Source organism: Salmonella sp. SAL04196, assembly GCF_046550835.1.
Lineage (GTDB): Bacteria > Pseudomonadota > Gammaproteobacteria > Enterobacterales > Enterobacteriaceae > Salmonella > Salmonella enterica.
Map to the genome: position 1 here is coordinate 319,931 of NZ_JBGDXE010000001.1, position 24,156 is coordinate 344,086.

The 24,156-nt window shown below is 53.1% G+C and carries 24 protein-coding genes; 13 read left to right on the forward strand and 11 right to left on the reverse strand.

Annotated features, from left to right (window positions below; all coding sequences use genetic code 11):
- Positions 1-123 precede the first annotated feature (123 nt).
- Entirely contained in the window at positions 124-1,857 is a 1,734-nt protein-coding gene (gene argS / locus ACLJPE_RS01625; protein WP_031601847.1) for an arginine--tRNA ligase, read from the reverse strand.
- Positions 1,858-2,093: 236 nt separating this feature from the next.
- On the opposite strand from argS, the gene ACLJPE_RS01630 reads away from it, so the two are divergent.
- Entirely contained in the window at positions 2,094-2,663 is a 570-nt protein-coding gene (locus ACLJPE_RS01630) for a VOC family protein (RefSeq protein ID WP_000024794.1), read from the forward strand.
- A 19-nt stretch (positions 2,664-2,682) separates the two neighbouring features.
- Complete coding sequence (gene cutC, locus ACLJPE_RS01635; protein ID WP_001185781.1) at positions 2,683-3,429, forward strand: copper homeostasis protein CutC; 747 nt, start codon at positions 2,683-2,685, stop codon at positions 3,427-3,429.
- Between the two features lie 235 nt (positions 3,430-3,664).
- Here cutC and cmoB read toward each other — a convergent pair whose 3' ends face one another.
- Genes cmoB through ACLJPE_RS01660 form a run of 5 tightly spaced genes read right to left on the reverse strand, consistent with a single transcriptional unit; the run spans position 3,665 to position 7,246 of the window.
- Positions 3,665-4,636 (reverse strand): tRNA 5-methoxyuridine(34)/uridine 5-oxyacetic acid(34) synthase CmoB, encoded by a 972-nt coding sequence (gene cmoB, locus ACLJPE_RS01640; RefSeq protein WP_023208332.1) that lies wholly within the window; start codon positions 4,634-4,636, stop codon positions 3,665-3,667.
- Positions 4,633-5,376 carry a carboxy-S-adenosyl-L-methionine synthase CmoA gene (cmoA, locus tag ACLJPE_RS01645; protein WP_000019609.1) on the reverse strand — a complete coding sequence of 248 codons (744 nt, stop codon included), beginning with the start codon at positions 5,374-5,376 and terminating at the stop codon, positions 4,633-4,635. The genes cmoB and cmoA overlap by 4 nt, the downstream gene beginning before the upstream one ends.
- A gap of 40 nt (positions 5,377-5,416) precedes the next feature.
- Entirely contained in the window at positions 5,417-5,812 is a 396-nt protein-coding gene (locus ACLJPE_RS01650; protein ID WP_000252975.1) for an MAPEG family protein, read from the reverse strand.
- A gap of 52 nt (positions 5,813-5,864) precedes the next feature.
- Complete coding sequence (locus tag ACLJPE_RS01655) at positions 5,865-6,683, reverse strand: DUF72 domain-containing protein (RefSeq protein ID WP_000639235.1); 819 nt, start codon at positions 6,681-6,683, stop codon at positions 5,865-5,867.
- Complete coding sequence (locus ACLJPE_RS01660) at positions 6,680-7,246, reverse strand: hydrolase (RefSeq protein WP_000916144.1); 567 nt, start codon at positions 7,244-7,246, stop codon at positions 6,680-6,682. Before ACLJPE_RS01660 ends, ACLJPE_RS01655 begins: the two co-directional genes overlap by 4 nt.
- Positions 7,247-7,570: 324 nt before the next feature.
- Between ACLJPE_RS01660 and aspS the strand changes: the two genes are divergently transcribed.
- From aspS to ruvC, 4 genes are all read left to right on the forward strand, one after another.
- Positions 7,571-9,343 (forward strand): aspartate--tRNA ligase, encoded by a 1,773-nt coding sequence (aspS, locus tag ACLJPE_RS01665; protein ID WP_023233029.1) that lies wholly within the window; start codon positions 7,571-7,573, stop codon positions 9,341-9,343.
- A 102-nt stretch (positions 9,344-9,445) separates the two neighbouring features.
- A complete protein-coding gene (gene nudB / locus ACLJPE_RS01670) occupies positions 9,446-9,898 on the forward strand; it encodes a dihydroneopterin triphosphate diphosphatase (RefSeq protein ID WP_023213138.1) in 453 nt (150 codons plus the stop codon).
- A gap of 29 nt (positions 9,899-9,927) precedes the next feature.
- Complete coding sequence (locus tag ACLJPE_RS01675) at positions 9,928-10,668, forward strand: YebC/PmpR family DNA-binding transcriptional regulator (RefSeq protein WP_000907242.1); 741 nt, start codon at positions 9,928-9,930, stop codon at positions 10,666-10,668.
- A gap of 36 nt (positions 10,669-10,704) precedes the next feature.
- A complete protein-coding gene (ruvC, locus tag ACLJPE_RS01680) occupies positions 10,705-11,226 on the forward strand; it encodes a crossover junction endodeoxyribonuclease RuvC (protein ID WP_000022509.1) in 522 nt (173 codons plus the stop codon).
- Between the two features lies 1 nt (position 11,227).
- On the opposite strand, the gene ACLJPE_RS01685 is transcribed toward ruvC, so the two are convergent.
- Complete coding sequence (locus ACLJPE_RS01685; RefSeq protein WP_000716739.1) at positions 11,228-11,827, reverse strand: YebB family permuted papain-like enzyme; 600 nt, start codon at positions 11,825-11,827, stop codon at positions 11,228-11,230.
- A 210-nt stretch (positions 11,828-12,037) separates the two neighbouring features.
- Between ACLJPE_RS01685 and ACLJPE_RS01690 the strand changes: the two genes are divergently transcribed.
- The 3 genes from ACLJPE_RS01690 to ruvB all read left to right on the forward strand — a co-directional run bounded on the left by ACLJPE_RS01690 (position 12,038) and on the right by ruvB (position 14,718).
- Positions 12,038-12,730 carry a hypothetical protein gene (locus ACLJPE_RS01690; RefSeq protein ID WP_023233028.1) on the forward strand — a complete coding sequence of 231 codons (693 nt, stop codon included), beginning with the start codon at positions 12,038-12,040 and terminating at the stop codon, positions 12,728-12,730.
- A gap of 357 nt (positions 12,731-13,087) precedes the next feature.
- Positions 13,088-13,699: a Holliday junction branch migration protein RuvA gene (gene ruvA / locus ACLJPE_RS01695; protein WP_000580333.1), complete on the forward strand. Its 612-nt coding sequence runs from the start codon at positions 13,088-13,090 to the stop codon at positions 13,697-13,699.
- A gap of 8 nt (positions 13,700-13,707) precedes the next feature.
- On the forward strand, positions 13,708-14,718 hold the full coding sequence (gene ruvB, locus ACLJPE_RS01700) for a Holliday junction branch migration DNA helicase RuvB (protein ID WP_000568504.1): 1,011 nt from the start codon (positions 13,708-13,710) through the stop codon (positions 14,716-14,718).
- A 78-nt stretch (positions 14,719-14,796) separates the two neighbouring features.
- Here ruvB and znuB read toward each other — a convergent pair whose 3' ends face one another.
- The gene (gene znuB, locus ACLJPE_RS01705) at positions 14,797-15,582 is read right to left on the reverse strand and encodes a zinc ABC transporter permease subunit ZnuB (RefSeq protein WP_000571508.1); all 786 of its coding nucleotides are present in this window, start codon (positions 15,580-15,582) and stop codon (positions 14,797-14,799) included.
- Positions 15,579-16,334 carry a zinc ABC transporter ATP-binding protein ZnuC gene (gene znuC / locus ACLJPE_RS01710; protein ID WP_023233027.1) on the reverse strand — a complete coding sequence of 252 codons (756 nt, stop codon included), beginning with the start codon at positions 16,332-16,334 and terminating at the stop codon, positions 15,579-15,581. The genes znuB and znuC overlap by 4 nt, the downstream gene beginning before the upstream one ends.
- 78 nt (positions 16,335-16,412) lie before the next feature.
- Here znuC and znuA point away from each other — a divergent pair, with 78 nt between their 5' ends.
- The 3 genes from znuA to lpxM all read left to right on the forward strand — a co-directional run bounded on the left by znuA (position 16,413) and on the right by lpxM (position 19,780).
- Positions 16,413-17,357, forward strand: a complete 945-nt coding sequence (gene znuA, locus ACLJPE_RS01715; protein WP_023233026.1) for a zinc ABC transporter substrate-binding protein ZnuA — start codon at positions 16,413-16,415, stop codon at positions 17,355-17,357.
- Between the two features lie 15 nt (positions 17,358-17,372).
- Positions 17,373-18,692: a murein DD-endopeptidase MepM gene (gene mepM / locus ACLJPE_RS01720; protein ID WP_001184028.1), complete on the forward strand. Its 1,320-nt coding sequence runs from the start codon at positions 17,373-17,375 to the stop codon at positions 18,690-18,692.
- 116 nt (positions 18,693-18,808) lie between these two features.
- Positions 18,809-19,780, forward strand: coding sequence for a lauroyl-Kdo(2)-lipid IV(A) myristoyltransferase (gene lpxM / locus ACLJPE_RS01725; RefSeq protein WP_000448401.1), 972 nt, complete (start codon positions 18,809-18,811; stop codon positions 19,778-19,780).
- Positions 19,781-19,852: 72 nt separating this feature from the next.
- Here lpxM and pyk read toward each other — a convergent pair whose 3' ends face one another.
- Positions 19,853-21,295: a pyruvate kinase gene (gene pyk, locus ACLJPE_RS01730; protein ID WP_000091156.1), complete on the reverse strand. Its 1,443-nt coding sequence runs from the start codon at positions 21,293-21,295 to the stop codon at positions 19,853-19,855.
- 123 nt (positions 21,296-21,418) lie between these two features.
- On the reverse strand, positions 21,419-22,288 hold the full coding sequence (locus ACLJPE_RS01735) for a MurR/RpiR family transcriptional regulator (RefSeq protein WP_001056719.1): 870 nt from the start codon (positions 22,286-22,288) through the stop codon (positions 21,419-21,421).
- Between the two features lie 341 nt (positions 22,289-22,629).
- Between ACLJPE_RS01735 and zwf the strand changes: the two genes are divergently transcribed.
- Complete coding sequence (gene zwf / locus ACLJPE_RS01740; RefSeq protein ID WP_000301711.1) at positions 22,630-24,105, forward strand: glucose-6-phosphate dehydrogenase; 1,476 nt, start codon at positions 22,630-22,632, stop codon at positions 24,103-24,105.
- Positions 24,106-24,156 lie beyond the last annotated feature (51 nt).

Below are 24,156 nucleotides of genomic sequence, written 5' to 3' on the forward strand. Positions count from 1 at the left end.
TGTTCCATCTCTCTATAGAAATGTGTCATTCCTTGTGATTTGTTACAGATATACCGCAGTGGCAATAAAAAGGCCTGAGTCCGTTACCCGGAGTCAGGCCTGATGATGTTAACGACGGCGCGTTTACATGCGTTCTACGGTTTCGATACCCAACGTATCCAGACCCAGTTTCAGCGTCTTCGCCGTCAGTTGCGCCAGTTTTAGGCGGCTATTGCGAACCGCGTCATTCTCGGCGCTGAGAATAGGGCAGTGCTCGTAGAAGCCGGAGAACAGCCCGGCGACGTCATACAGATACGCGCACATGACGTGCGGCGTACCTTCACGCGCGACCACCGTCAGGGTTTCTTCAAACTGCAGCAAACGGGCAGCGAGCTGCGCTTCGCGATCTTCGCTAATGATAACCGGCGCGCTCGCCAGCGCCTGCTCGTCGATGTCCGCTTTACGGAAAACAGACAGCACACGCGTATAGGCATACTGCATATAAGGAGCGGTATTGCCTTCGAAAGCCAACATATTATCCCAGTCGAAGATATAGTCAGTGGTGCGGTTTTTTGACAGATCGGCGTATTTCACCGCGCCAATACCGACGGCGTTAGCCAGTTTTTCCAGCTCGTCAGCCGGCATATCCGGGTTCTTCTCCGCCACCAGACGACGCGCGCGCTCCAGCGCCTCATCCAACAGATCCGCCAGTTTCACCGTACCGCCCGCGCGAGTTTTAAACGGTTTACCGTCTTTACCCAACATCATGCCGAACATGTGGTGTTCCAGCGGAACGGAATCCGGCACATAACCGGCTTTGCGCACAATGGTCCAGGCTTGCATCAGGTGCTGGTGCTGACGGGAGTCAATGTAGTAGAGCACGCGGTCGGCGTGCAGCGTTTCGTAACGGTATTTGGCGCAGGCGATATCGGTAGTGGTATACAGATAACCGCCATCTTTCTTCTGAATAATGACGCCCATCGGGTCGCCTTCCTTGTTTTTAAACTCATCAAGGAAAACCACCGTTGCGCCTTCGCTTTCAACCGCCAGGCCTTTGGCTTTCAGATCGGCGACGATGCCCGGCAGCATCGGATTATACAGACTTTCGCCCATCACATCGTCACGCGTCAGAGTGACGTTCAGACGATCATAGGTGATCTGGTTTTGCGTCATCGTGATGTCAACCAGCTTACGCCACATCTCACGGAAATAGGTATCACCGCTCTGCAATTTGACGACGTAGTTACGCGCGCGCTCGGCAAACGCTTCATCTTCGTCATAATGCTTTTTCGCATCGCGGTAAAATCCTTCGAGATCCGCCAGCGCCATGTCGCCCGCGTTTTCCTGCTGCTGTTTTTCCAGCCAGGCGATCAGCATACCGAACTGGGTTCCCCAGTCGCCGACGTGGTTAGCGCGAATAACATGATGGCCCAGAAACTCCAGCGTGCGCACTGCCGCATCGCCGATAATTGTGGAGCGTAGATGACCGACGTGCATCTCTTTCGCGACGTTGGGCGCGGAGTAGTCGACGACAATCGTCTGACGAGTCGGCTGAGAAACGCCCAGACGATCGGAGGCCAGCGCCTGTTGCACCTGTTCAGCGAGAAAAGCCGGTTCGAGGAAAATATTGATAAAGCCAGGGCCGGCGATTTCAACCTTGTTGGCGATGCCGCTGAGATCCAGATGAGTCAGCACCTGCTCTGCAAGTTGTCGGGGGGCCATACCCAGTTTTTTCGCAACTGCCATCATGCCGTTGGCCTGATAGTCGCCGAACTGAACTTTGGCTGACTGACGAACCTGGGGCTCGCAATCTGCAGGCGCGCCTGCAGCAATCATGGCCTGACTAACTTTTTCTGAGAGAAGAGCCTGAATATTCACCGGAATACCTTACGTTTATGAAGCGGACTGTATTGCCCGCGCCAGTTTAAGAATTAGGGCGGGAGTATACTGCAAATGCCCGTTGGCGTCAGCATTGCGCGCGCGGCGCGTCGCCTGAAATATACGCAACAATAATCTGCATAAGCATTCAATAAACGCCCAATCAAATCAAAGGTTGGTTGCCGGGGCGCAACAGCGTAAATTAGCGGTTTTCACAGCAAGAAGAGCGTCCTGATATGGCGAACTGGCAACACATTGATGAACTGCATGATATTTCCGCAGATTTACCGCGATTCACTCTGGCGTTCAGAGAACTTTCCACTCGCCTTGGTCTGCAGATTAGCGCCCTTGAGGCCGATCACATTTCATTGCGCTGTCACCAGAATACGACGGCGGAGCGTTGGCGTCGCGGTTTTGAACAATGCGGCGAGCTACTGTCGGAAAATATCATCAACGGCAGGCCGATTTGTCTGTTTAAACTGCATGAACCGGTATGTGTGGAACACTGGCGGTTTTCTGTTATTGAATTACCGTGGCCGGGAGAAAAACGCTATCCACACGAAGGGTGGGAGCATATTGAAATCGTGCTGCCCGGCGAGCCGGAGACCTTGAACGCGAGGGCGCTGGCGTTGTTGTCGGATGAGGGGCTTAGTCAGCCGGGGATCGTGGTTAAAACCAGTTCGCCACAGGGCGAGCATGAACGTTTGCCAAACCCTACGCTGGCCGTGACCGATGGCCGCATCACGGTAAAATTTCATCCATGGTCGATTGAAGCGATTGTCGCCAGCGAACAGGCGGCCCATTAACCTGCCGAGCGGAGTGAATATGGCGTTACTTGAGATCTGTTGTTACAGCATGGAATGCGCGCTCACCGCGCAGCGAAACGGCGCGGATCGTATCGAACTGTGCGCCGCGCCGAAAGAAGGCGGGCTTACGCCTTCGCTGGGCGTCTTACGCAGCGTGCGCGAGCATATTACGATTCCCGTACATCCGATTATTCGTCCTCGTGGCGGGGATTTTTACTACACTGACGGCGAATTTGCCGCCATGCTGGAAGATATCCGCCTCGTCAGAGAGTTGGGGTTTCCCGGGCTGGTTACTGGCGTGTTGACCGTTGATGGGGATGTCGATATGTCGCGAATGGAAAAAATAATGGCGGCGGCCGGACCGCTGGCAGTGACATTCCACCGCGCCTTCGATATGTGCGCTAATCCCTTCAATGCGCTAAAGAATCTGGCTGACGCAGGCGTATCAAGAGTACTGACTTCCGGGCAAAAAGCCGATGCGGCGCAAGGTTTATCAATAATTATGGAACTTATTGCCCAGGGGGATGCTCCAATCATTATGGCTGGTGCGGGGGTTCGTGCAAATAACCTGCAGAATTTCCTCGATGCCGGAGTACGGGAAGTACACAGTTCCGCCGGAGTCTTACTGCCTTCGCCGATGCGCTATCGCAATCAGGGGTTATCGATGTCTGCCGATATACAGGCGGACGAGTATTCTCGCTATAGGGTAGAGGGTGCGGCGGTCGCTGAAATGAAAGGAATCATTGTTCGCCATCAGGCCAAATGATTTTTACCGTTGCATCATGTCGCCCAATATGATGCTTGCTCGTACCAGGCCCCTGCCAATTCAACAGGGGCCTTTTTTTCTCCTTCATATTTCAAGCCGCAGCAGCGTTGGCCGCCTCGCGCACCCCGGTCACGTAGCTACCTACGTTCCCGGGGATTTGCTGCGTTGCCGCCTTGCTGCAACTTGAACTATTTTGGAGAAACGGTGCTATACGTAACGGTCATTCGGCAATCCATCACGGTTTACGCGCAATCAGCACCGCGCGCTGCGGGGCGGGATAGCCTTCCACCGTCTTGCTGCGATCGTTCGGGTCAAGGAAATCGGCCAGCGACTCGGTAACCATCCATTTGGTACGGCGTTGCTCTTCGGTGGTAGTGACGCAGACATCGGCGATACGCACGTCAATAAAGCCGCATTTTTCCAGCCATTTTTTTAATGCCGGCGCGGAAGGAATAAAATAGACGTTACGCATCTGCGCGTAGCGGTCACCCGGCACCAAAACGGTATTTTCGTCGCCGTCGACGACCAGCGTTTCCAGTACCAGTTCACCCTCGTTGACCAACTGATCTTTTAACTGCCACAGATGCTCCAGCGGCGAGCGACGGTGATAAAGCACCCCCATCGAGAAGACGGTATCAAATGCTTTCAGCGCCGGGAGTTGTTCAATGCCTAACGGCAGCAGATGCGCGCGCTGATCGTTACCCAACAGTTTACGCACCGCCTCAAACTGGCAGAGGAAAAGCTGTGTAGGATCGATGCCGACCGCCAGATGTGCGCCCGCGCCAATCATCCGCCACAGGTGATAGCCGCTGCCGCAGCCGACATCAAGGATCGTCCGGCCGGTTAAATCTGACAGATGCGGCAGTACGCGATCCCACTTCCAGTCGGAGCGCCATTCGGTATCAATATCTACGCCATAAAGCGAGAACGGGCCTTTACGCCACGGCATCAGATTACGCAGCAATGTATCAATACGCTTTAGCTGACCTTCGCTGAGCGGCGTTTCGCTTTCCGCCGTGACACTGTGCAGTAAATCCAGCCGCCAGGGCGTAATTTCCGGTAAAAATTCTACCGCGTTCGACCACTGTTTAAACAAGCCATGCTGCTGCTCGCGTTGCCAGGCGGCAATCTGCGCGGGCAATGTTTCCAGCCAGTGGGAGAGATGATTTTTAGCAATGAGCTGATAAAAGTTACCAAACTCGATCATGCGGCAACTCCGGCTTTTAACGCGACAAGCGACCCGAAATTAAAGCACTGGAACCACAGTTCACTGTGTTCGAAACCCGCCTGACGCAGGCGCGCTTTATGTGTTTCCACCGAGTCGGTGAGCATCACGTTTTCCAGCATACTGCGCTTCTGGCTGATCTCCAGTTCGCTGTACCCATTAGCGCGTTTAAAATCGTGGTGCATGTTGAATAACAGCTCGCCCACTTTCGCGTCTTCAAAGCTAAATTTTTCCGACAGTACCAGCGCGCCGCCGGGATTCAACCCCAGGTAAATCTTATCCAGCAATGCCTGGCGTTCGGCAGGTTCAAGGAATTGCAGGGTAAAATTCAGCACCACCATCGAGGCGTTTTCAATAGTGATATCGCGGATATCGCCTTCAACGACTTCAACCGGCGTAGGCGCTTTATACGCATCAATATGACGGCGGCAGCGTTCAATCATGGCCGGGGAGTTATCGACGGCGATAATGCGACAATGCTCATGGCGGATATTACGCCGAACAGACAGCGTCGCGGCACCCAGCGAGCAGCCCAGATCGTAGACCTGCGTGTTCGGCTGCACAAAGCGTTCAGCTAACATGCCGATCATGGAGATGATGTTGGAGTAGCCTGGTACCGAACGCTGAATCATGTCGGGAAAAACTTCGGCTACTCGTTCATCAAAAGTCCAGTCGCCGAGACGGGCGATAGGCGCAGAAAAAAGCGTGTCGCGGTGAGACATAACGTATACATCCGGGAAAAATAAAGGCGCATATTGTGCGCTAATACAGGGAGAAAACCAACTCCCAGGGCATATACCACAGGTTTGCCAGCACCATCAGCAACAATGCGCACCAGGTCGCGCTCATCCCCGCCCGCCGCCAGCGGAACAGGCGGTGGTGAAAACCGTAATAATGCATCAGCCGACCGGCGATTAAAATGATGCCGCAGATATGCACCATCCACGTTTCGGCGCCGTTCATTTCCATAAACAGCAGCAGCACCAGCGCGACAGGAATATATTCCACCGCGTTGCCATGAATACGGATGGCGCTTTGCAATTCGCTAAAACCGCCGTCGCCATAGGCGACACGGTACTGCATTCGCAAGCGAACGACATTAAAAGAGAACTTCATTAATAATAACGCACCCAAAACGGCATACAGCGCGCTTACCATACAAACTCCCTTTTAAAATGGCTGATGGCACTGTCTATGATAGGGGGCATTTTCAGAAAAGAGAAGATTGCTGTGGAATGGACGGAGCAGTGCCGATTTCCGGTAAGACGCTGCGTAAATCATGCCAAAGCGTATTCACCAGTTCCGGCGCCTGCGCGATATCCGGAGTATGTAAAAACAGAAAAGGCGTGGTGGTCTGCCGCCACTGCGGGAGTTTCTGCAACCAGGCGGCGAAAAATTCACGGTTTTGCGCCATATTATCGCTACCGATAAAACGCACCATCGGATGACTAGCCGTCACGACTGCATGTACCGGGACTTTGGGCTTTTTTCGCTGCGCGTCGCGGACGGCCTCGCTGTGGGGATGGGCGGCATGAACCGGACGACTATCCAGGATCACGCGGTTTACGCCGCGCGCGTGTAACCCGCGATTGAGCCGCTGTTCATCCTCACCCTTGTCAAAAAAACACGGATGACGAACTTCTACGCCATAGGTAAACGTGGCGGGGAGCGCATCAAGAAACTGCCATAAGGCGGGGAGATCGCGCGGTCCAAAGGCGGCGGGCAACTGCAGCCAGTATTGGCCAATACGCGTTTCCAGCGGCTCCAGCCGGGTAAAAAACGCCTGTACCAGATCGTCGCAATGGCGCAGCGCGGCCTGGTGAGAAATGGTGGCGGGAAATTTAAAGCAAAAACGGAAATCGTCCGTAGTTTGCGCATACCAGCGATCGACAATTTCCGCTTTCGGCAGCGCGTAAAGCGTGGTGTTGCCCTCCACGCAGTTAAAGTGGCGGGCATACTCTTCCAGACTGGTGATGCCGAGCCGCGCCCATTTCGGGTGCGACCATTGCGGCAAGCCAATGTAGATCATAAGGCGTTTAAAATATCCTCTACGCTGCGTACCCGGCCAATGCGCGGGAAAATATGCGTCATACTGCTCTGATGCTGCTCACTGCTGGCGGCGCTACAGGCATCTTCGGCAATAATAAGGTTAAATCCTAACTCCCAGGCGTTACGCGCTGTGGATTCGACGCCGATATTGGTTGAGATCCCGCACAATATGATGGTGTCGATACCCCGGCGGCGAAGCTGTAATTCCAGGTCGGTGCCGTAAAACGCGCCCCACTGGCGTTTAGTCACTTCCAGATCGCTGTCCTTTTTACCCAATGCCGTAGGCCAGGTCCACCAGTTTTCCGGCAATGCGTGCGCAGGCGTTGCGGCATCCACCGGCTGTTTTAACGCTTCGGCATAATCATCAGACCATCCAACGCGTACCATAACCACGGGTGAGCCGTTGGCGCGACACTTTTCCGCCAGCCGCGCGGCGCGGGCGACCACCTCATTTGCCGTATACGGGCCGCCGGCAAACGGAAGAATTCCTTCCTGTAAATCAATAACCACCAGGGCGGTTGTGGTCGCGTTGAGTTTCAGCATGATAATCACTCTCCTAAAAATAGCGGATTTCACTACACCTTAAGCGCGATTAAAGAGGAAAGCGGCGACAAATATTGTTAATTTTTGTGAGCATACGCAATACCCGCGTGAAAAACCCGGGTACAGTCAGTATGAACCAAGTGTCGATACCGCATGAAACGGGCAAGTTATCGCTCCCATGCTGGATTGACTCTTATCGTGCGGCAGAATTTCCAGTATAATAGCTGCCTTTTTTCATCCAGTTGTGACATACAGCTAAAGCTGCGACTTCGTCGCCTGCATGGCAGGCAACAATCCGCCTGCGGCTAAGTTAAGGGATATCTCATGCGTACAGAATATTGCGGACAGCTACGTCTGTCCCACGTGGGGCAGCAGGTGACTCTGTGTGGTTGGGTCAACCGTCGTCGTGATCTTGGCAGCCTGATCTTTATCGATATGCGCGACCGCGAAGGTATTGTGCAGGTGTTCTTCGATCCGGATCGTGCGGACGCGTTAAAGCTGGCCTCTGAACTGCGTAATGAGTTCTGCATTCAGGTTACGGGCACCGTGCGTGCGCGTGACGCGAAAAACGTCAATGCGGATATGGCGACCGGCGAAATTGAAGTGCTGGCGTCCTCTCTCACTATCATCAACCGCGCAGACTCACTGCCGCTTGACGCTAACCACGTTAATACCGAAGAGGCGCGTCTCAAGTACCGCTATCTGGATTTGCGTCGTCCGGAAATGGCGCTGCGCCTGAAAACCCGCGCCAAAATTACCAGCCTGGTGCGTCGTTTTATGGACGATCACGGTTTCCTTGATATTGAAACGCCGATGCTGACCAAAGCCACGCCGGAAGGCGCGCGCGACTATCTGGTGCCTTCGCGCGTGCACAAAGGTAAATTCTACGCGCTGCCGCAGTCGCCGCAGCTGTTCAAACAGCTCCTGATGATGTCCGGTTTCGACCGTTACTATCAGATAGTCAAATGCTTCCGTGATGAAGACTTACGTGCTGACCGTCAGCCGGAGTTTACTCAGATCGACGTCGAGACCTCCTTCATGACCGCGCCACAGGTGCGCGAAGTGATGGAAGCGCTGGTGCGCCATTTGTGGCTGGAAGTGAAAGGCGTGGATCTGGGGGATTTCCCGGTCATGACGTTTGCCGAAGCGGAACGTCGCTACGGTTCCGACAAACCAGACCTGCGTAACCCGATGGAGCTGGTAGATGTCGCTGACCTGCTGAAATCGGTAGAGTTCGCGGTCTTCGCGGGCCCGGCTAACGATCCGAAAGGCCGCGTGGCAGCACTGCGTGTGCCTGGCGGCGCACAGCTTAGTCGTAAGCAGATCGACGATTACGGTAACTTTGTTAAGATCTACGGCGCGAAGGGCCTGGCGTATATCAAAGTTAACGAACGCGCGAAAGGTCTGGACGGGATTAACAGTCCGGTGGCCAAGTTCCTGACCGCCGACATCGTCGACGCTATCCTTGAACGTACCGGCGCGCAGGACGGCGACATGATCTTCTTCGGCGCAGATAACAAAAAAGTGGTTGCCGATGCGCTGGGCGCGCTGCGTCTGAAACTGGGCAAAGACCTGAACCTGACCGACGAAGACAAATGGGCGCCGCTGTGGGTGATTGACTTCCCGATGTTCGAAGACGACGGCGAAGGCGGTCTGACCGCGATGCACCATCCGTTTACCGCTCCGCGTGACATGACGGCGTCTGAACTGAAAACTGCGCCGGAAGAAGCCGTCGCTAACGCTTACGATATGGTGATTAACGGCTATGAAGTTGGCGGCGGTTCGGTGCGTATTCACAACGGTGAAATGCAGCAAACCGTATTTGGTATTCTCGGTATCAATGAGCAGGAGCAGCGCGAGAAGTTCGGCTTCCTGTTGGATGCGTTGAAATACGGTACGCCGCCGCATGCGGGCCTGGCGTTTGGTCTGGACCGTCTGACCATGCTGTTGACCGGCACCGATAATATTCGTGATGTTATCGCCTTCCCGAAAACGACCGCCGCCGCGTGTCTGATGACCGAAGCGCCGAGTTTCGCCAACCAGGCAGCGTTGACGGAGTTAGGGATTCAGGTTGTGAAGAAAGCCGAGAATAACTGATATGAACAATGTACACGACATCATTCGCGTGATATCGCGGCGGCCCGCAAGGGCGAGTCTCATCAATGCGCGGCGTCACCCAACAGCCAACAACGAGGTCGCGTGAAGGATAAAGTGTACAAGCGCCCCGTTTCGGTCCTGGTGGTTATTTTCGCGCAGGATACGAAACGGGTGCTAATGTTGCAGCGACGCGATGACCCGGATTTTTGGCAGTCAGTGACTGGCAGCATAGAAGAAGGGGAGACCGCGTTGCAGGCCGCCGTACGTGAAGTCAAAGAAGAGGTCACGATTGATGTTTCGGCAGAGCAACTGACCTTAATCGACTGCCAACGTACGGTGGAGTTTGAAATTTTTTCACATTTACGTCATCGCTATGCGCCGGGCGTTATGCACAATACAGAATTCTGGTTCTGCCTTGCGTTACCGCATGAGCGGCAGGTGATATTCACTGAACATCTGACGTACCAGTGGCTTGATGCGCCTGACGCGGCGGCGCTTACCAAGTCCTGGAGTAACCGGCAAGCGATTGAAGAGTTTGTCATTAACGTCGCCTGAAAAGGCGCGCTTTTTTTGAGGAAATATTTATGGCAGGTCATAGTAAATGGGCCAACACCAGACATCGTAAAGCTGCGCAGGATGCCAAGCGCGGTAAAATCTTCACTAAAATTATTCGTGAACTGGTAACGGCAGCTAAATTGGGCGGCGGCGATCCGGATGCCAACCCGCGTCTGCGCGCGGCTGTAGATAAAGCGCTGGCCAACAACATGACCCGCGACACTCTGAACCGTGCCATCGCTCGCGGTGTGGGTGGTGATGAAGACTCGAACATGGAAACCATCATCTATGAAGGTTATGGTCCTGGCGGCACGGCCATTATGATTGAGTGTCTGAGTGACAACCGTAACCGTACCGTAGCGGAAGTGCGTCATGCTTTTAGCAAGTGCGGCGGTAATCTGGGTACCGATGGCTCAGTGGCGTACCTGTTCAGTAAGAAAGGGGTCATCTCCTTTGAGAAAGGCGATGAAGACACCATCATGGAAGCCGCTCTGGAAGCCGGCGCGGAAGATGTTGTGACCTATGATGATGGCGCGATTGATGTTTACACTGCCTGGGAAGAGATGGGCAAAGTGCGTGACGCGCTGGAAGCGGCGGGTCTGAAAGCAGACAGCGCCGAAGTGTCCATGATCCCGTCAACTAAAGCGGATATGGATGCGGAAACCGCGCCGAAACTGCTACGTCTGATCGATATGCTGGAAGACTGTGACGATGTTCAGGAAGTCTACCATAACGGTGAGATCTCTGATGAGGTGGCGGCGACCCTGTAATGGTGCTGTTAAACGCCGGCGGGCAGGGGGTATAGCGTGTCGATTATTCTCGGTATTGACCCCGGCTCGCGCATTACCGGTTATGGCGTTATCCGCCAGGTAGGCAGACAACTGACCTATCTGGGCAGCGGATGTATTCGCACCAAAGTCGATGATTTGCCGTCTCGTTTGAAGCTTATATACGCAGGCGTGACGGAAATCATCACGCAGTTCCAGCCGGACTATTTTGCTATCGAACAGGTGTTTATGGCGAAAAATGCCGACTCAGCCCTCAAGCTGGGACAGGCGCGCGGCGTCGCGATTGTCGCCGCGGTCAATCAGGAACTGCCCGTGTTTGAATACGCGGCGCGTCAGGTGAAGCAAACCGTCGTCGGTATTGGTAGCGCGGAAAAAAGCCAGGTTCAGCATATGGTGCGCACGTTGCTCAAACTGCCCGCTAACCCGCAGGCCGATGCCGCGGATGCGCTGGCTATCGCCATTACGCATTGCCACGTTAGCCAGAACGCGATGCAAATGAGCGAGAGCCGACTCAATCTGGCGCGGGGAAGGTTGCGCTAAATCATTCTCCCTCAGCCTCGCGTTGAGGGGTTTCAATTCCACAGGCGCTAATTAATTCTAAATTGGGATGTTGCCACAGGCTGGCGGGCGTCACCGTCTTACGATCCCACGGGATTGAACCTAAAAACCAGAACTTCCAGAAGGCGAGTTTCGCATCAGGATTGCTGTGAAGTAATTCTTCGAATGTCTCAATATCGCCTACCGGAATACACAATGCTTCTTTATAGATATCAAACACAAATTTCGAGCAGAACTGGCGTGATGACTCGTATTTAAACCCCGTGTGATAAAACTTATTCAGCCGGGCGGGAACCTGCTCCATGATGGCGAGTTTCTGTTCGACCGTCAGGCCGCCGCACAGGCGACGAACCGCGTAACGTTGTCCGGCTGAACGTTGTATAAACAGTGACAGCGTGGTGACGGTTGAGAGGGGGACGCGGCTTTCCGCCACCAGATAGTCATCACCATTATGACCAATAATAATCCCAACATGGTTGCTCCAGCACTGTGAAGCGGTGGATATCTGGCCGAAAAGCGCGGCACCTATACAGGTAAAGACGATATCCCCGGTTTCATATTGGACAGGATAATGTTTTTTCATCTCTGCATTCCATTATTTGAAATAAATTCCTTTTATTTATTCTACAGGGTAGTTAGCATTATACCAGATAAATGACAAGCCTTAGTGTCATCGAAATATGTATGGTGAATATTTCATTTATTGGAATTAATGTCGTAAATATATCTGGGGGAGGAATTAAGGTGGTAAATTTCTCATCATCTGATCTCTTATATTGACAGGGAGTATGACGTGGTTGATGATAAACCAATGAGAATAGGCTGGGTGTTTTATTTTCCTTATATTTTTGTTGCTATTATCCTTCATCTGTTTATTAGTTTTTGTTATTGTTTGAGTATTGATATGGCGGAGGCTAATACCGTTGTTTTTTTATTAAAGCCAGGGACGATTTCATTATTATTTTTACTTCTCCCTGCCAGGCGGTTCAGAACCAGACTGTTGGCAACATTGAGTTCAGTTTTCATTACCTTAGTATTTAACCAGTGGCATTTGGTTGCCGGGAATAAAGAACTGGTTTTGTGCCTGCAGGCAGCGTGCTTTATGGCTTTCCTGGCTATGACATCGGTAAAAAAATCCGGGTGGATGATTAGCGCATCATTATTTTTGGTTTGTGCGGCCGGAACGATTCGCCAGTGCTGGCTGGAACAGTTGTTTAACGCTGCCGATATATATATTGTTGATGATGGGCGGAGCTGTGGCGCCAGCGGCCACTGCTTCCAGTATATTGCAGCAAAAGGTCGTGGGTTAGCAGCAAAACGACAGGCACTTTTTAGTAGCGAAGAGTATGTGAATATTTATTATAATTATTCAGAAGGGATGCCAGCCGTGAATTTCGATGGCATGAAAAATGAGTTTGCACAATATTTATTGTGTCATGGTGAATTAAAATCTGTTATGCGCGATGATAAAACAACATGCGATTAAATTCAGCGCTAGTGGTTAATATTATTACATCTATTCTCGGGTCTGTTTTTGGGAGGCCCGATGTTCCGCTGTTGGCATTCGTACTGGATACAGTATTAGTGTTATCAGGATACTCATTATTGAAGACTACCGAACGTGCGCCACGGCATGTTGGCAAAAGTTATTCGCGTAGGACGCAAAAAGTTGTCAATGAGTGTACGACTTATTTTGTACGCAGCGGGGAGCGTACCCGTCGTTAACCATCGCGGGATGTCGGAGTAGAGAAATATCGGGATACGTGTTTTTCATCTGGATAAACATCCAGTCTTTTTTTATGATAGTGCATTATCTTTTCAGCCCTTTACGCAGGAGCGTCATGTGATAGGCAGACTCAGAGGCATTATTCTCGAAAAACAACCCCCGATCGTGCTGCTGGAGACAGGGGGCGTAGGCTATGAAGTACATATGCCTATGACCTGCTTTTACGAGCTGCCGGAGGCCGGGCAGGAGGCAATCGTCTTCACCCACTTTGTGGTGCGTGAAGATGCGCAGTTGCTGTACGGATTCAACAATAAGCAAGAGCGCACGCTGTTTAAAGAGCTAATTAAAACGAATGGCGTCGGGCCTAAGCTGGCGCTGGCGATTCTCTCCGGCATGTCGGCGCAGCAGTTTGTGAATGCGGTTGAGCGCGAAGAGCTTGGCGCACTGGTGAAGCTGCCGGGTATCGGCAAGAAAACCGCCGAAAGGCTGATTGTCGAAATGAAAGACCGCTTTAAAGGGCTACATGGCGATCTCTTTACGCCAGCGGTCGATCTGGTATTGACATCGCCGGCCAGCCCAGGCTCGGAAGATGCAGAACAAGAAGCAGTTGCTGCGCTGGTGGCGCTGGGTTATAAACCGCAAGAAGCCAGTCGGATGGTAAGCAAGATCGCCCGTCCGGATGCAAGCAGTGAAACACTGATTCGCGACGCGTTACGCGCCGCGTTATGAGGTAAAGGATGATAGAAGCAGATCGCCTGATTTCAGCAGGCGCCACGATCGCAGAAGACGTCGCCGATCGCGCCATTCGCCCAAAGTTATTGGCGGAATATGTCGGCCAACCGCAGGTGCGCTCCCAGATGGAGATCTTTATTCAGGCGGCAAAACTGCGTGGCGACGCACTAGATCACTTGCTGATTTTCGGCCCGCCAGGGTTAGGTAAGACGACTCTGGCGAATATCGTTGCCAATGAAATGGGCGTCAATCTCCGAACCACGTCCGGCCCGGTGCTGGAAAAAGCAGGCGATCTGGCGGCTATGCTCACCAATCTTGAACCGCATGATGTGCTGTTTATTGATGAGATTCACCGGCTTTCACCGGTGGTGGAAGAAGTACTCTATCCGGCGATGGAAGATTACCAGCTGGATATTATGATTGGCGAAGGGCCTGCTGCACGTTCCATTAAGATCGATCTGCCGCCGTTTACGCTCATTGGCGCGACGACGCGAGCAGGTTCGCTGACCTCGCCGCTACGCGACCGTTTTGGTATTGTGCAGCGCCTGGAGTTCTACCAGGTGCCCGATCTGCAGCACATCGTCGGGCGCAGCGCAAGGCACATGGGGCTTGAGATGAGCGATGACGGCGCGCTGGAAGTGGCGCGTCGGGCGCGCGGTACGCCGCGTATAGCCAACCGCCTGCTCAGACGTGTGCGTGATTTCGCCGAGGTGAAGCATGACGGGGCTATTTCAGCGGAAATTGCCGCACAGGCGCTGGATATGCTGAACGTCGATGCGGAAGGGTTTGACTATATGGATCGCAAGCTGCTGCTGGCGGTTATTGATAAATTCTTCGGTGGACCGGTCGGCCTGGATAACCTGGCGGCGGCGATTGGCGAAGAGCGTGAAACCATTGAGGATGTGCTGGAGCCGTATCTGATTCAGCAAGGCTTTTTGCAGCGCACGCCGCGTGGGCGTATGGCAACGGTGCGCGCCTGGAACCATTTCGGGATCACGCCGCCAGAGATGCCTTAGCGCCTGAAGTCGCTGCGCTCATCAGACCTGGGCGATTTTGTAGGCCCGGTAAGCGCAGCGCCACCGGGCAACACACGCTTAGCTTGCCTGCTTTTTCATCATACTGAAGATAAACAGCAGCGCGGCACACAGCACTACGGATGGCCCTGCCGGGGTATCATAAAAGGCTGAGAAGGTCAGTCCACCTGTAACCGCTATCATACCTACACCAACGGCGACGCCCGCCATCTGTTCCGGCGTACGGGCAAAGCGACGCGCGGTTGCGGCGGGGATAATCAGTAGCGACGTAATGATCAGCGCTCCGACAAACTTCATCGCCACGCCGATAGTTAACGCCGTTACCAGCATCAATAGCAGCTTCACGCGCTGTAACTTCACGCCATCGACAAAGGCAAGATCCGGACTGATAGTCATTGACAGCAAGTTGCGCCACTGCCAGAAGAGAATGGCCAGCACAATAACGACCCCAATAGCGATCGAGATAAGATCTTCCGGCGTGACGGCCAGCAAATCGCCAAACAGATAAGCCATTAAATCAACGCGGACATTGGACATCAGGCTGACCACGACCAGTCCTAAAGATAAGGCGCTGTGCGCCATAATGCCCAGTAAGGTATCAATCGCGAGGTGAGGGCGTTTCTCCAGCCATACCAGACCGGCGGCCAGCAGCAGCGTAACGGCGATTACCGCATAAAAGGGGTTAACGTCCAGCAACAGGCCAAACGCCACGCCCAGAAGCGACGCGTGAGCCAGCGTATCGCCAAAATAGGACATCCGACGCCAGACCACAAATGAGCCCAAAGGACCAGCGGCGCAGGCCAGCATCATCCCGGCCAGCCAGCCGGGCAGTAATAATTCAATCATGAGTGACCATTTCCCCGGCGCAGTACAATACGACCCTGTAAATCGTGGCGATGATTATGATGATGGCGATAAATCCCTAATTGCTCCGCGCCTCGCGGGCCAAACATAGAGATAAATTCCGGATGCATAGACACCACTTCCGGCGCGCCGGAACAGCAAATATGATGGTTCAGACATAACACTTCATCCGTCTTTGCCATGACCAGATGTAGGTCATGCGACACCATCAGCACGGCGCAATCGAGTTCACGGCGCAGCTGATCGATAAGGTCGTATAACGCGACCTGGCCGTTGACATCCACGCCTTGCGTCGGCTCATCAAGTACCAGCAACTGCGGCCTGTTAAGCAGAGCACGCGCCAGCAGTACGCGCTGTGCCTCACCGCCGGAGAGTTTTTGCATGGGCGCGTCAATCAAATGTCCGGCCTGAACGCGTTTAAGCGCCGGGAGAATATCCGTTTTTTGCGTGCCGGGACGTAAACGTAAAAACCGGTTTACCGTCAGCGGAAGCGTGGTATCGAGATAGAGCTTTTGCGGGACATAGCCGATACGGAGTTGCCCGTTGCGCTTGATCACCCCATCATCAGGGGCTACCAGTCCTAAAACCACGCGTACAAGCGTTGACTTCCCCGCGCCGTTAGGGCCGAGAAGCGTTAAAATTTTTCCGGGGCTCAATTCAAGCGACACGTCAGAGAGGACGCGGCGTTGACCAAATGAGACCGAGACGTTTTCCAGTGAAACTAAACTTGTCATGTTAATTTTAGGCTTGCAGAAGTGATAGAATGTTATAATATCACATTTCACACATTCATTACGATGATTAGTCGCATTATGTTACAGAAAAATACGCTTCTTTTCGCAGCATTATCCGCCGCGCTTTGGGGGAGTGCAACCCAGGCTGCCGACGCCGCCGTTGTCGCTTCGCTTAAACCACTTGGGTTTATCGCTTCCGCCATTGCTGATGGCGTTACGGATACGCAAGTATTACTTCCGGATGGGGCATCCGAGCATGATTATTCATTGCGTCCATCAGACGTAAAACGCTTACAGGGCGCGGACTTAGTCGTCTGGGTTGGCCCGGAAATGGAAGCCTTTATGGAGAAGTCGGTCAGGAATATCCCTGATAATAAGCAGGTTACCATTGCGCAACTTGCCGATGTAAAACCGTTACTCATGAAGGGCGCGGATGATGATGAGGATGAACATGCGCATACGGGCACCGATGAGGAAAAAGGTGACGTACATCACCATCACGGCGAATATAACATGCATCTTTGGCTCTCCCCAGAGATAGCGCGGGCTACAGCGGTTGCAATCCATGAAAAATTAGTGGAACTTATGCCGCAAAGTCGAGCCAAACTCGACGCCAACCTGAAGGATTTTGAGGCACAATTAGCCGCAACCGATAAACAGGTCGGTAACGAGCTCGCGCCGCTCAAGGGGAAAGGGTATTTCGTTTTTCATGACGCCTACGGTTACTACGAAAAACACTACGGACTCACCCCGCTCGGTCACTTTACCGTGAACCCTGAGATACAACCTGGCGCGCAGCGTTTACATGAAATAAGAACACAGTTGGTTGAGCAAAAAGCAACCTGCGTTTTTGCTGAGCCACAATTCAGGCCAGCGGTCGTGGAAGCCGTGGCGAGAGGGACATCCGTTCGAATGGGAACACTGGACCCCCTCGGGACGAACATTAAACTGGGTAAAACAAGCTATTCAGCGTTTTTAAGCCAATTAGCCAACCAGTATGCGAGCTGCCTGAAAGGAGATTAACGAGGAAGTGAATACGTGCAACAGATAGCCCGCTCTGTCGCCCTGGCATTTAATAATCTGCCCCGACCCCACCGCGTTATGCTGGGGTCACTTACCGTTCTGACACTGGCCGTCGCCGTATGGCGGCCCTATGTTTACCACCCAGAATCCGCACCAATCGTTAAAACTATTGAACTGGAGAAAAGCGAGATTCGTTCCCTCTTACCGGAGGCCAGCGAACCCATCGATCAGGCCGCGCAGGAAGATGAAGCTATTCCTCAGGATGAGCTGGACGATAAAACCGCAGGCGAAGTCGGCGTCCATGAATACGTCGTCTCCACAGGCGATACGTTAAGCAGCATTCTGAATCAGTACGGCATCGATATGAGCGATATTAGCCGACTTGCCGCTTCTGATAAGGAGCTGCGCAATCTGAAAATTGGCCAACAGCTTTCCTGGACACTGACCGCCGATGGCGATTTACAGCGTCTGACATGGGAAGTCTCCCGCCGTGAAACGCGTACCTACGATCGCACTGCCAACGGTTTTAAAATGAGCAGTGAAATGCAGCAGGGGGACTGGGTCAACAGTCTGCTGAAAGGTACGGTAGGGGGTAGCTTTGTCGCCAGCGCGAAAGAGGCCGGTTTAACCAGCAGCGAAATCAGCGCAGTGATAAAAGCCATGCAGTGGCAGATGGATTTTCGCAAGCTGAAAAAGGGCGATGAATTTTCGGTTCTGATGTCGCGCGAGATGCTGGATGGCAAGCGTGAACAGAGTCAGTTGTTGGGCGTGCGGATGCGTTCCGATGGTAAAGATTACTACGCCATTCGCGCCGCTGACGGTAAATTCTATGACCGTAACGGGGTTGGCCTGGCGAAAGGCTTTTTACGCTTCCCGACCGCCAAACAGTTCCGCATCTCCTCCAACTTCAATCCGCGCCGTCTGAACCCGGTTACCGGACGCGTTGCGCCGCATCGTGGCGTTGACTTTGCGATGCCGCAGGGTACGCCGGTGCTGTCGGTGGGGGATGGCGAGGTCGTGGTCGCTAAACGTAGCGGCGCTGCCGGTTACTACATTGCGATTCGTCATGGACGCACCTACACCACACGTTATATGCACTTGCGTAAGCTGCTGGTGAAACCGGGGCAAAAAGTGAAACGTGGCGATCGTATTGCGCTTTCTGGTAACACCGGGCGCTCCACAGGGCCGCATCTGCATTATGAGGTATGGATCAACCAGCAAGCCGTTAACCCTCTGACAGCAAAATTGCCGCGCACGGAAGGTCTGACGGGGTCAGATCGTCGTGAATACCTGGCACAGGTGAAAGAGGTTCTGCCACAACTGCGCTTCGATTAACAAATGCGCTGACAGAGCCGGTACGCGATGTGTGCCGGCTTTTTTGTTTTGTGTGAGACGCAGACGTCGCTACACTATTCACAATTCCTTTTCGCGTCAGCAGACCCTGGAAAAGCATGGAAACCAAAAAAAATAATAGTGAGTATATCCCTGAGTTCGAAAAATCCTTTCGCTATCCGCAGTATTGGGGCGCCTGGTTGGGCGCGGCGGCAATGGCGGGGATCGCATTAACACCGGCATCATTCCGCGACCCTTTGCTGGCGACGCTGGGGCGTTTTGCCGGACGGCTGGGGAAGAGTTCTCGTCGCCGGGCGCTAATTAATCTGTCGTTGTGCTTTCCGCAGCGTAGCGAAGCTGAGCGCGAAGCGATTGTCGATGAGATGTTCGCCACCGCGCCACAGGCAATGGCGATGATGGCTGAGTTGGCGATGCGCGGTCCGAAAAAAATTCAACAGCGTGTTGACTGGGAAGGTCTGGAAATCATTGAGGAGATGCGTCGTAACGACGAAAAAGTCATTTTTCTCGTACCGCATGGCTGGGGCGTCGACATTCCAGCCATGCTGATGGCTTCTCAGGGGCAAAAAATGGCGGCGATGTTTCATAATCAGGGTAATCCGGTTTTTGACTATATCTGGAACACCGTGCGTCGGCGTTTCGGCGGACGTTTGCATGCGCGTAATGACGGGATTAAACCCTTTATTCAGTCTGTTCGTCAGGGCTACTGGGGCTACTACCTGCCGGACCAGGATCACGGCCCGGAGCATAGTGAATTCGTTGATTTCTTTGCGACATACAAAGCGACGCTGCCTGCGATTGGTCGGCTGATGAAAGTGTGCCGCGCACGCGTGATACCGCTTTTCCCGGTGTATAATGGTAAAACGCATCGCCTGACTATCCAGATTCGCCCGCCCATGGACGATCTGCTCACGGCTGACGACCACACTATCGCCAGACGGATGAACGAAGAGGTCGAAATTTTTGTCGGCCCGCATCCGGAACAGTACACCTGGATCCTGAAGCTGCTCAAAACCCGCAAGCCAGGCGAGATTCAGCCGTATAAGCGTAAAGATCTTTATCCCATCAAATAAATAAAGCCTCTCGTAAGAGAGGCTTTATGCTGACAAACCCTGTACTACCTGATGAACAGGCCTGGAGGAGTTTTACTCAACGGTCAAAATACGCGTGGTATTGGTTGAGCCGACGGTGCTCATGACATCGCCCTGAGTCACGATCACCAGGTCGCCGGAAACCAGATACCCTTTATCGCGCAGCAGATTAACAGCTTCATGCGCCGCGACAACGCCATCAGCCGCGCTATCAAAATGCACCGGCGTTACTCCGCGGTAGAGCGCGGTCAGGTTCAGCGTGCGTTCATGGCGCGACATGGCGAAAATCGGCAGGCCGGAGCTGATACGGGAAGTCATTAGTGCGGTACGACCGGATTCCGTCATGGTGATGATCGCGGTAACGCCTTTCAGATGGTTTGCCGCATACATCGCAGACATGGCAATGGCTTCTTCAACGTTGTCGAACTGCACGTCGAGACGGTGTTTAGACACATTGATGCTGGGGATTTTTTCTGCGCCCAGGCAGACGCGCGCCATTGCGGCAACGGTTTCAGAAGGATACTGACCGGCTGCGGTTTCGGCAGACAGCATAACCGCATCCGTGCCATCCAGGACGGCGTTCGCCACGTCCATCACTTCCGCACGGGTCGGCATCGGGTTGGTGATCATCGACTCCATCATCTGCGTTGCGGTGATGACTGCGCGGTTTAGCTGACGCGCACGGCGAATCAGCGCCTTCTGGATACCAACCAGCTCCGGATCGCCGATTTCAACGCCCAGGTCGCCACGTGCGACCATCACAACGTCAGAGGCCAGAATGATATCGTCCATGGCGTTTTGATCGCATACCGCTTCGGCGCGTTCGACCTTAGCCACAATTTTCGCGTCGCAGCCGGCGTCGCGCGCCAGGCGGCGTGCATAGTTCAGATCTTCGCCGCAGCGCGGGAAGGAGACAGCCAGATAGTCAACGCCTATCAGCGCAGCGGTTTGAATATCGGCTTTGTCTTTTTCGGTCAGCGCTTCAGCAGAAAGCCCGCCGCCGAGCTTGTTAATGCCTTTATTGTTAGACAGCGGACCGCCGACGGTGACCTCGGTAAAGACTTTCATGCCCTGGACTTCAAGCACTTTCAACTGCACTCGACCATCGTCAAGCAGCAGGATATCGCCAGGAACGACGTCTGCCGGCAACCCTTTGTAATCAATGCCGACTTTTTCTTTATCGCCTTCGCCTTTACCCAGGTTAGCGTCTAACAGAAATTTGTCCCCGATATTGAGGAACACTTTGCCTTCTTTAAAAGTGGAAACGCGAATTTTTGGCCCTTGCAGGTCGCCTAAAATAGCCACATGACGCCCCAGTTTGGCGGCAATCTCACGGACTTTATCAGCACGCATTTTATGATCTTCCGGCGAGCCGTGAGAGAAGTTCATACGTACTACGTTTGCGCCCGCGGCGATAACTTTCTCAAGGTTGTTATCGCGGTCAGTTGCCGGGCCTAACGTGGTAACGATTTTGGTTCTGCGAAGCCTTCTGGACATGTAATACTCCGTTGACTAAAACAACTTGGTGTTGCGTGAACATTGATCCGGTCGTTCTGAAACCTTAACGGTATAAAATGAACGTCCCCGGATGACGAAAAGGGTAGAACATTGTTATTGCTTTTAGCGGTCATCACTCCTGATGAGTAATTCTTTATCAAAACGCGATTCCTTGAGCGCTTCCTTGACACGCTTCAAGTTATCTCTGAATTTTGCCCCGCGACGCAAAGTAAATCCCGTTGCCAGCACATCTATCACGGTCAGCTGAGCAAGTCGAGAGACCATGGGCATATAAATGTCTGTATCTTCCGGTACGTCGAGGGTAATGGCCAGCGTGGCTTCGCGCGCCAGCGGCGTTCCAGCGGAGGTCAGGGCGATCACCATCGCATCGTTTTCCCGCGCTAACTGCGCCAGCTCCACCAGGCTCTTGGTTCTGCCAGTATGCGAAATGAGCACGACGACGTCATCATCGTTACAATTCATACAGCTCATCCGTTGCAGCACGATATCGTCGGAGTAAATCACCGGTACATTGAAGCGAAAAAACTTATTCATGGCGTCATGCGCGACTGCGGCGGAGGAACCAAGACCAAAAAAGGCGATTTTTTTTGCCTGGGTCAGTAAATCGACGGCGCGGTTGACGGCCGATTTATCCAGCGACTGGCGAACATGGTCGAGACTGGCCATGGCGGACTCGAAGATTTTTCCTGTATAGGCCTCAACGCTGTCATCTTCATCCACATTGCGATTAACATAGGGGGTGCCATTTGCCAGACTTTGCGCCAGATGCAGTTTAAAATCAGGAAAGCCGCGGGTATTCATGCTGCGACAGAAACGGTTCACCGTTGGCTCGCTAACGTTAGCTTCCTGGGCCAGCATGGCAATGCTTAAGTGAATCGATCTGCCTGGGGCGGCCAGAATAACATCGGCGACTTTTCGTTCAGATTTGCTTAAATGTTCCAGTTGAGACTGGACTTTTTCCAGCATATTCATGATTAGCAAGGCTCATGGGTATTAGCGATTTCAATGATGCGCGAAACCGAGCGCGTTTTGTTAGATATTACTCCTGGCGGCTGTCAAAGGGGGCAAAATGGCTAAAAAAGGTGTCGTTTTTTTTCATTACATGACCGACGTCGGATTTTAAGTTCCAGCTTGTGTGGAAAAGCGACAATTTTATTAGGCGTTTTGCCGATTATATTGCCAATCAAACGCTGGTTCACCCATGAAAAGGCGTTTACGGTTTCCGTAATCTCGTAAAAGCAGTACAGTGCTGTGTAATAAAATTACAACGATATCCTGGCTAAAGTACCAGGAGATTAACTGAGGAGAATGACATGGCGGTAACGCAAACAGCCCAGGCATGTGACCTGGTCATTTTCGGCGCGAAAGGCGACCTGGCGCGCCGGAAACTGCTGCCTTCCCTGTATCAGCTTGAGAAAGCCGGCCAGATCCATCCGGATACCCGGATCATTGGGGTGGGGCGCGCGGACTGGGATAAAGAAGCTTATACCCACGTCGTGCGTGAGGCGCTGGAAACCTTCATGAAGGAAAAAATTGATGAAGGCTTGTGGGATACGCTGAGCGGCCGTCTGGATTTTTGTAATCTTGACGTGAACGATACGCCTGCGTTTAGTCGCCTGGGCGATATGCTGGATCAAAAAAACCGCACCACCATTAACTATTTTGCGATGCCGCCCAGCACGTTTGGCGCTATTTGCAAAGGGTTAGGGGAGGCTAAACTCAACGCCAAACCGGCGCGTGTCGTGATGGAAAAACCGTTGGGTACTTCGCTGGCGACCTCGCGTGAGATTAACGATCGGGTCGGCGAATACTTTGAAGAGTGCCAGGTGTACCGTATCGACCACTATCTGGGCAAAGAAACGGTTCTCAACCTGCTGGCGCTGCGTTTTGCCAACTCGTTATTCGTTAATAACTGGGATAACCGCACTATCGATCACGTTGAGATTACCGTAGCGGAAGAGGTGGGGATTGAAGGGCGCTGGGGATATTTTGACCAGGCCGGTCAGATGCGCGATATGATCCAGAACCACTTGCTGCAAATTCTCTGCATGATTGCCATGTCACCGCCGTCTGACCTGAGCGCCGACAGTATTCGCGATGAAAAAGTCAAAGTGTTGAAATCGCTGCGCCGTATTGATCGCTCCAACGTGCGTGAAAAAACGGTTCGTGGTCAATACACCGCGGGCTTTGCGCAGGGGCAAAAGGTGCCGGGCTATCTGGAAGAAGAGGGCGCGAATAAAAGCAGCAACACCGAAACTTTCGTCGCGATCCGCGTCGACATCGATAACTGGCGTTGGGCGGGCGTGCCATTCTATCTGCGCACCGGCAAGCGTCTGCCAACCAAGTGCTCTGAAGTCGTGGTTTATTTCAAGACGCCTGAACTGAACCTCTTTAAAGAATCCTGGCAAGACCTGCCGCAGAACAAATTGACGATTCGCCTGCAGCCGGATGAAGGCGTAGATATTCAGGTGCTTAACAAAGTACCGGGGCTGGATCATAAGCATAATCTGCAGATCACGAAGCTTGATCTGAGCTACTCCGAGACCTTTAATCAGACGCACCTGGCGGATGCATATGAGCGCCTGCTGCTGGAAACGATGCGTGGCATTCAGGCGCTATTTGTCCGCCGTGACGAAGTGGAAGAAGCCTGGAAGTGGGTGGACTCCATTACCGAAGCATGGGCGATGGACAACGACGCGCCGAAGCCGTATCAGGCGGGCACCTGGGGACCGGTAGCGTCCGTGGCGATGATTACCCGTGACGGTCGTTCGTGGAATGAGTTTGAGTAAATTTGCCACTCACTCTTAGGTGGTATTTTACCGGTAACATGATCTAACACA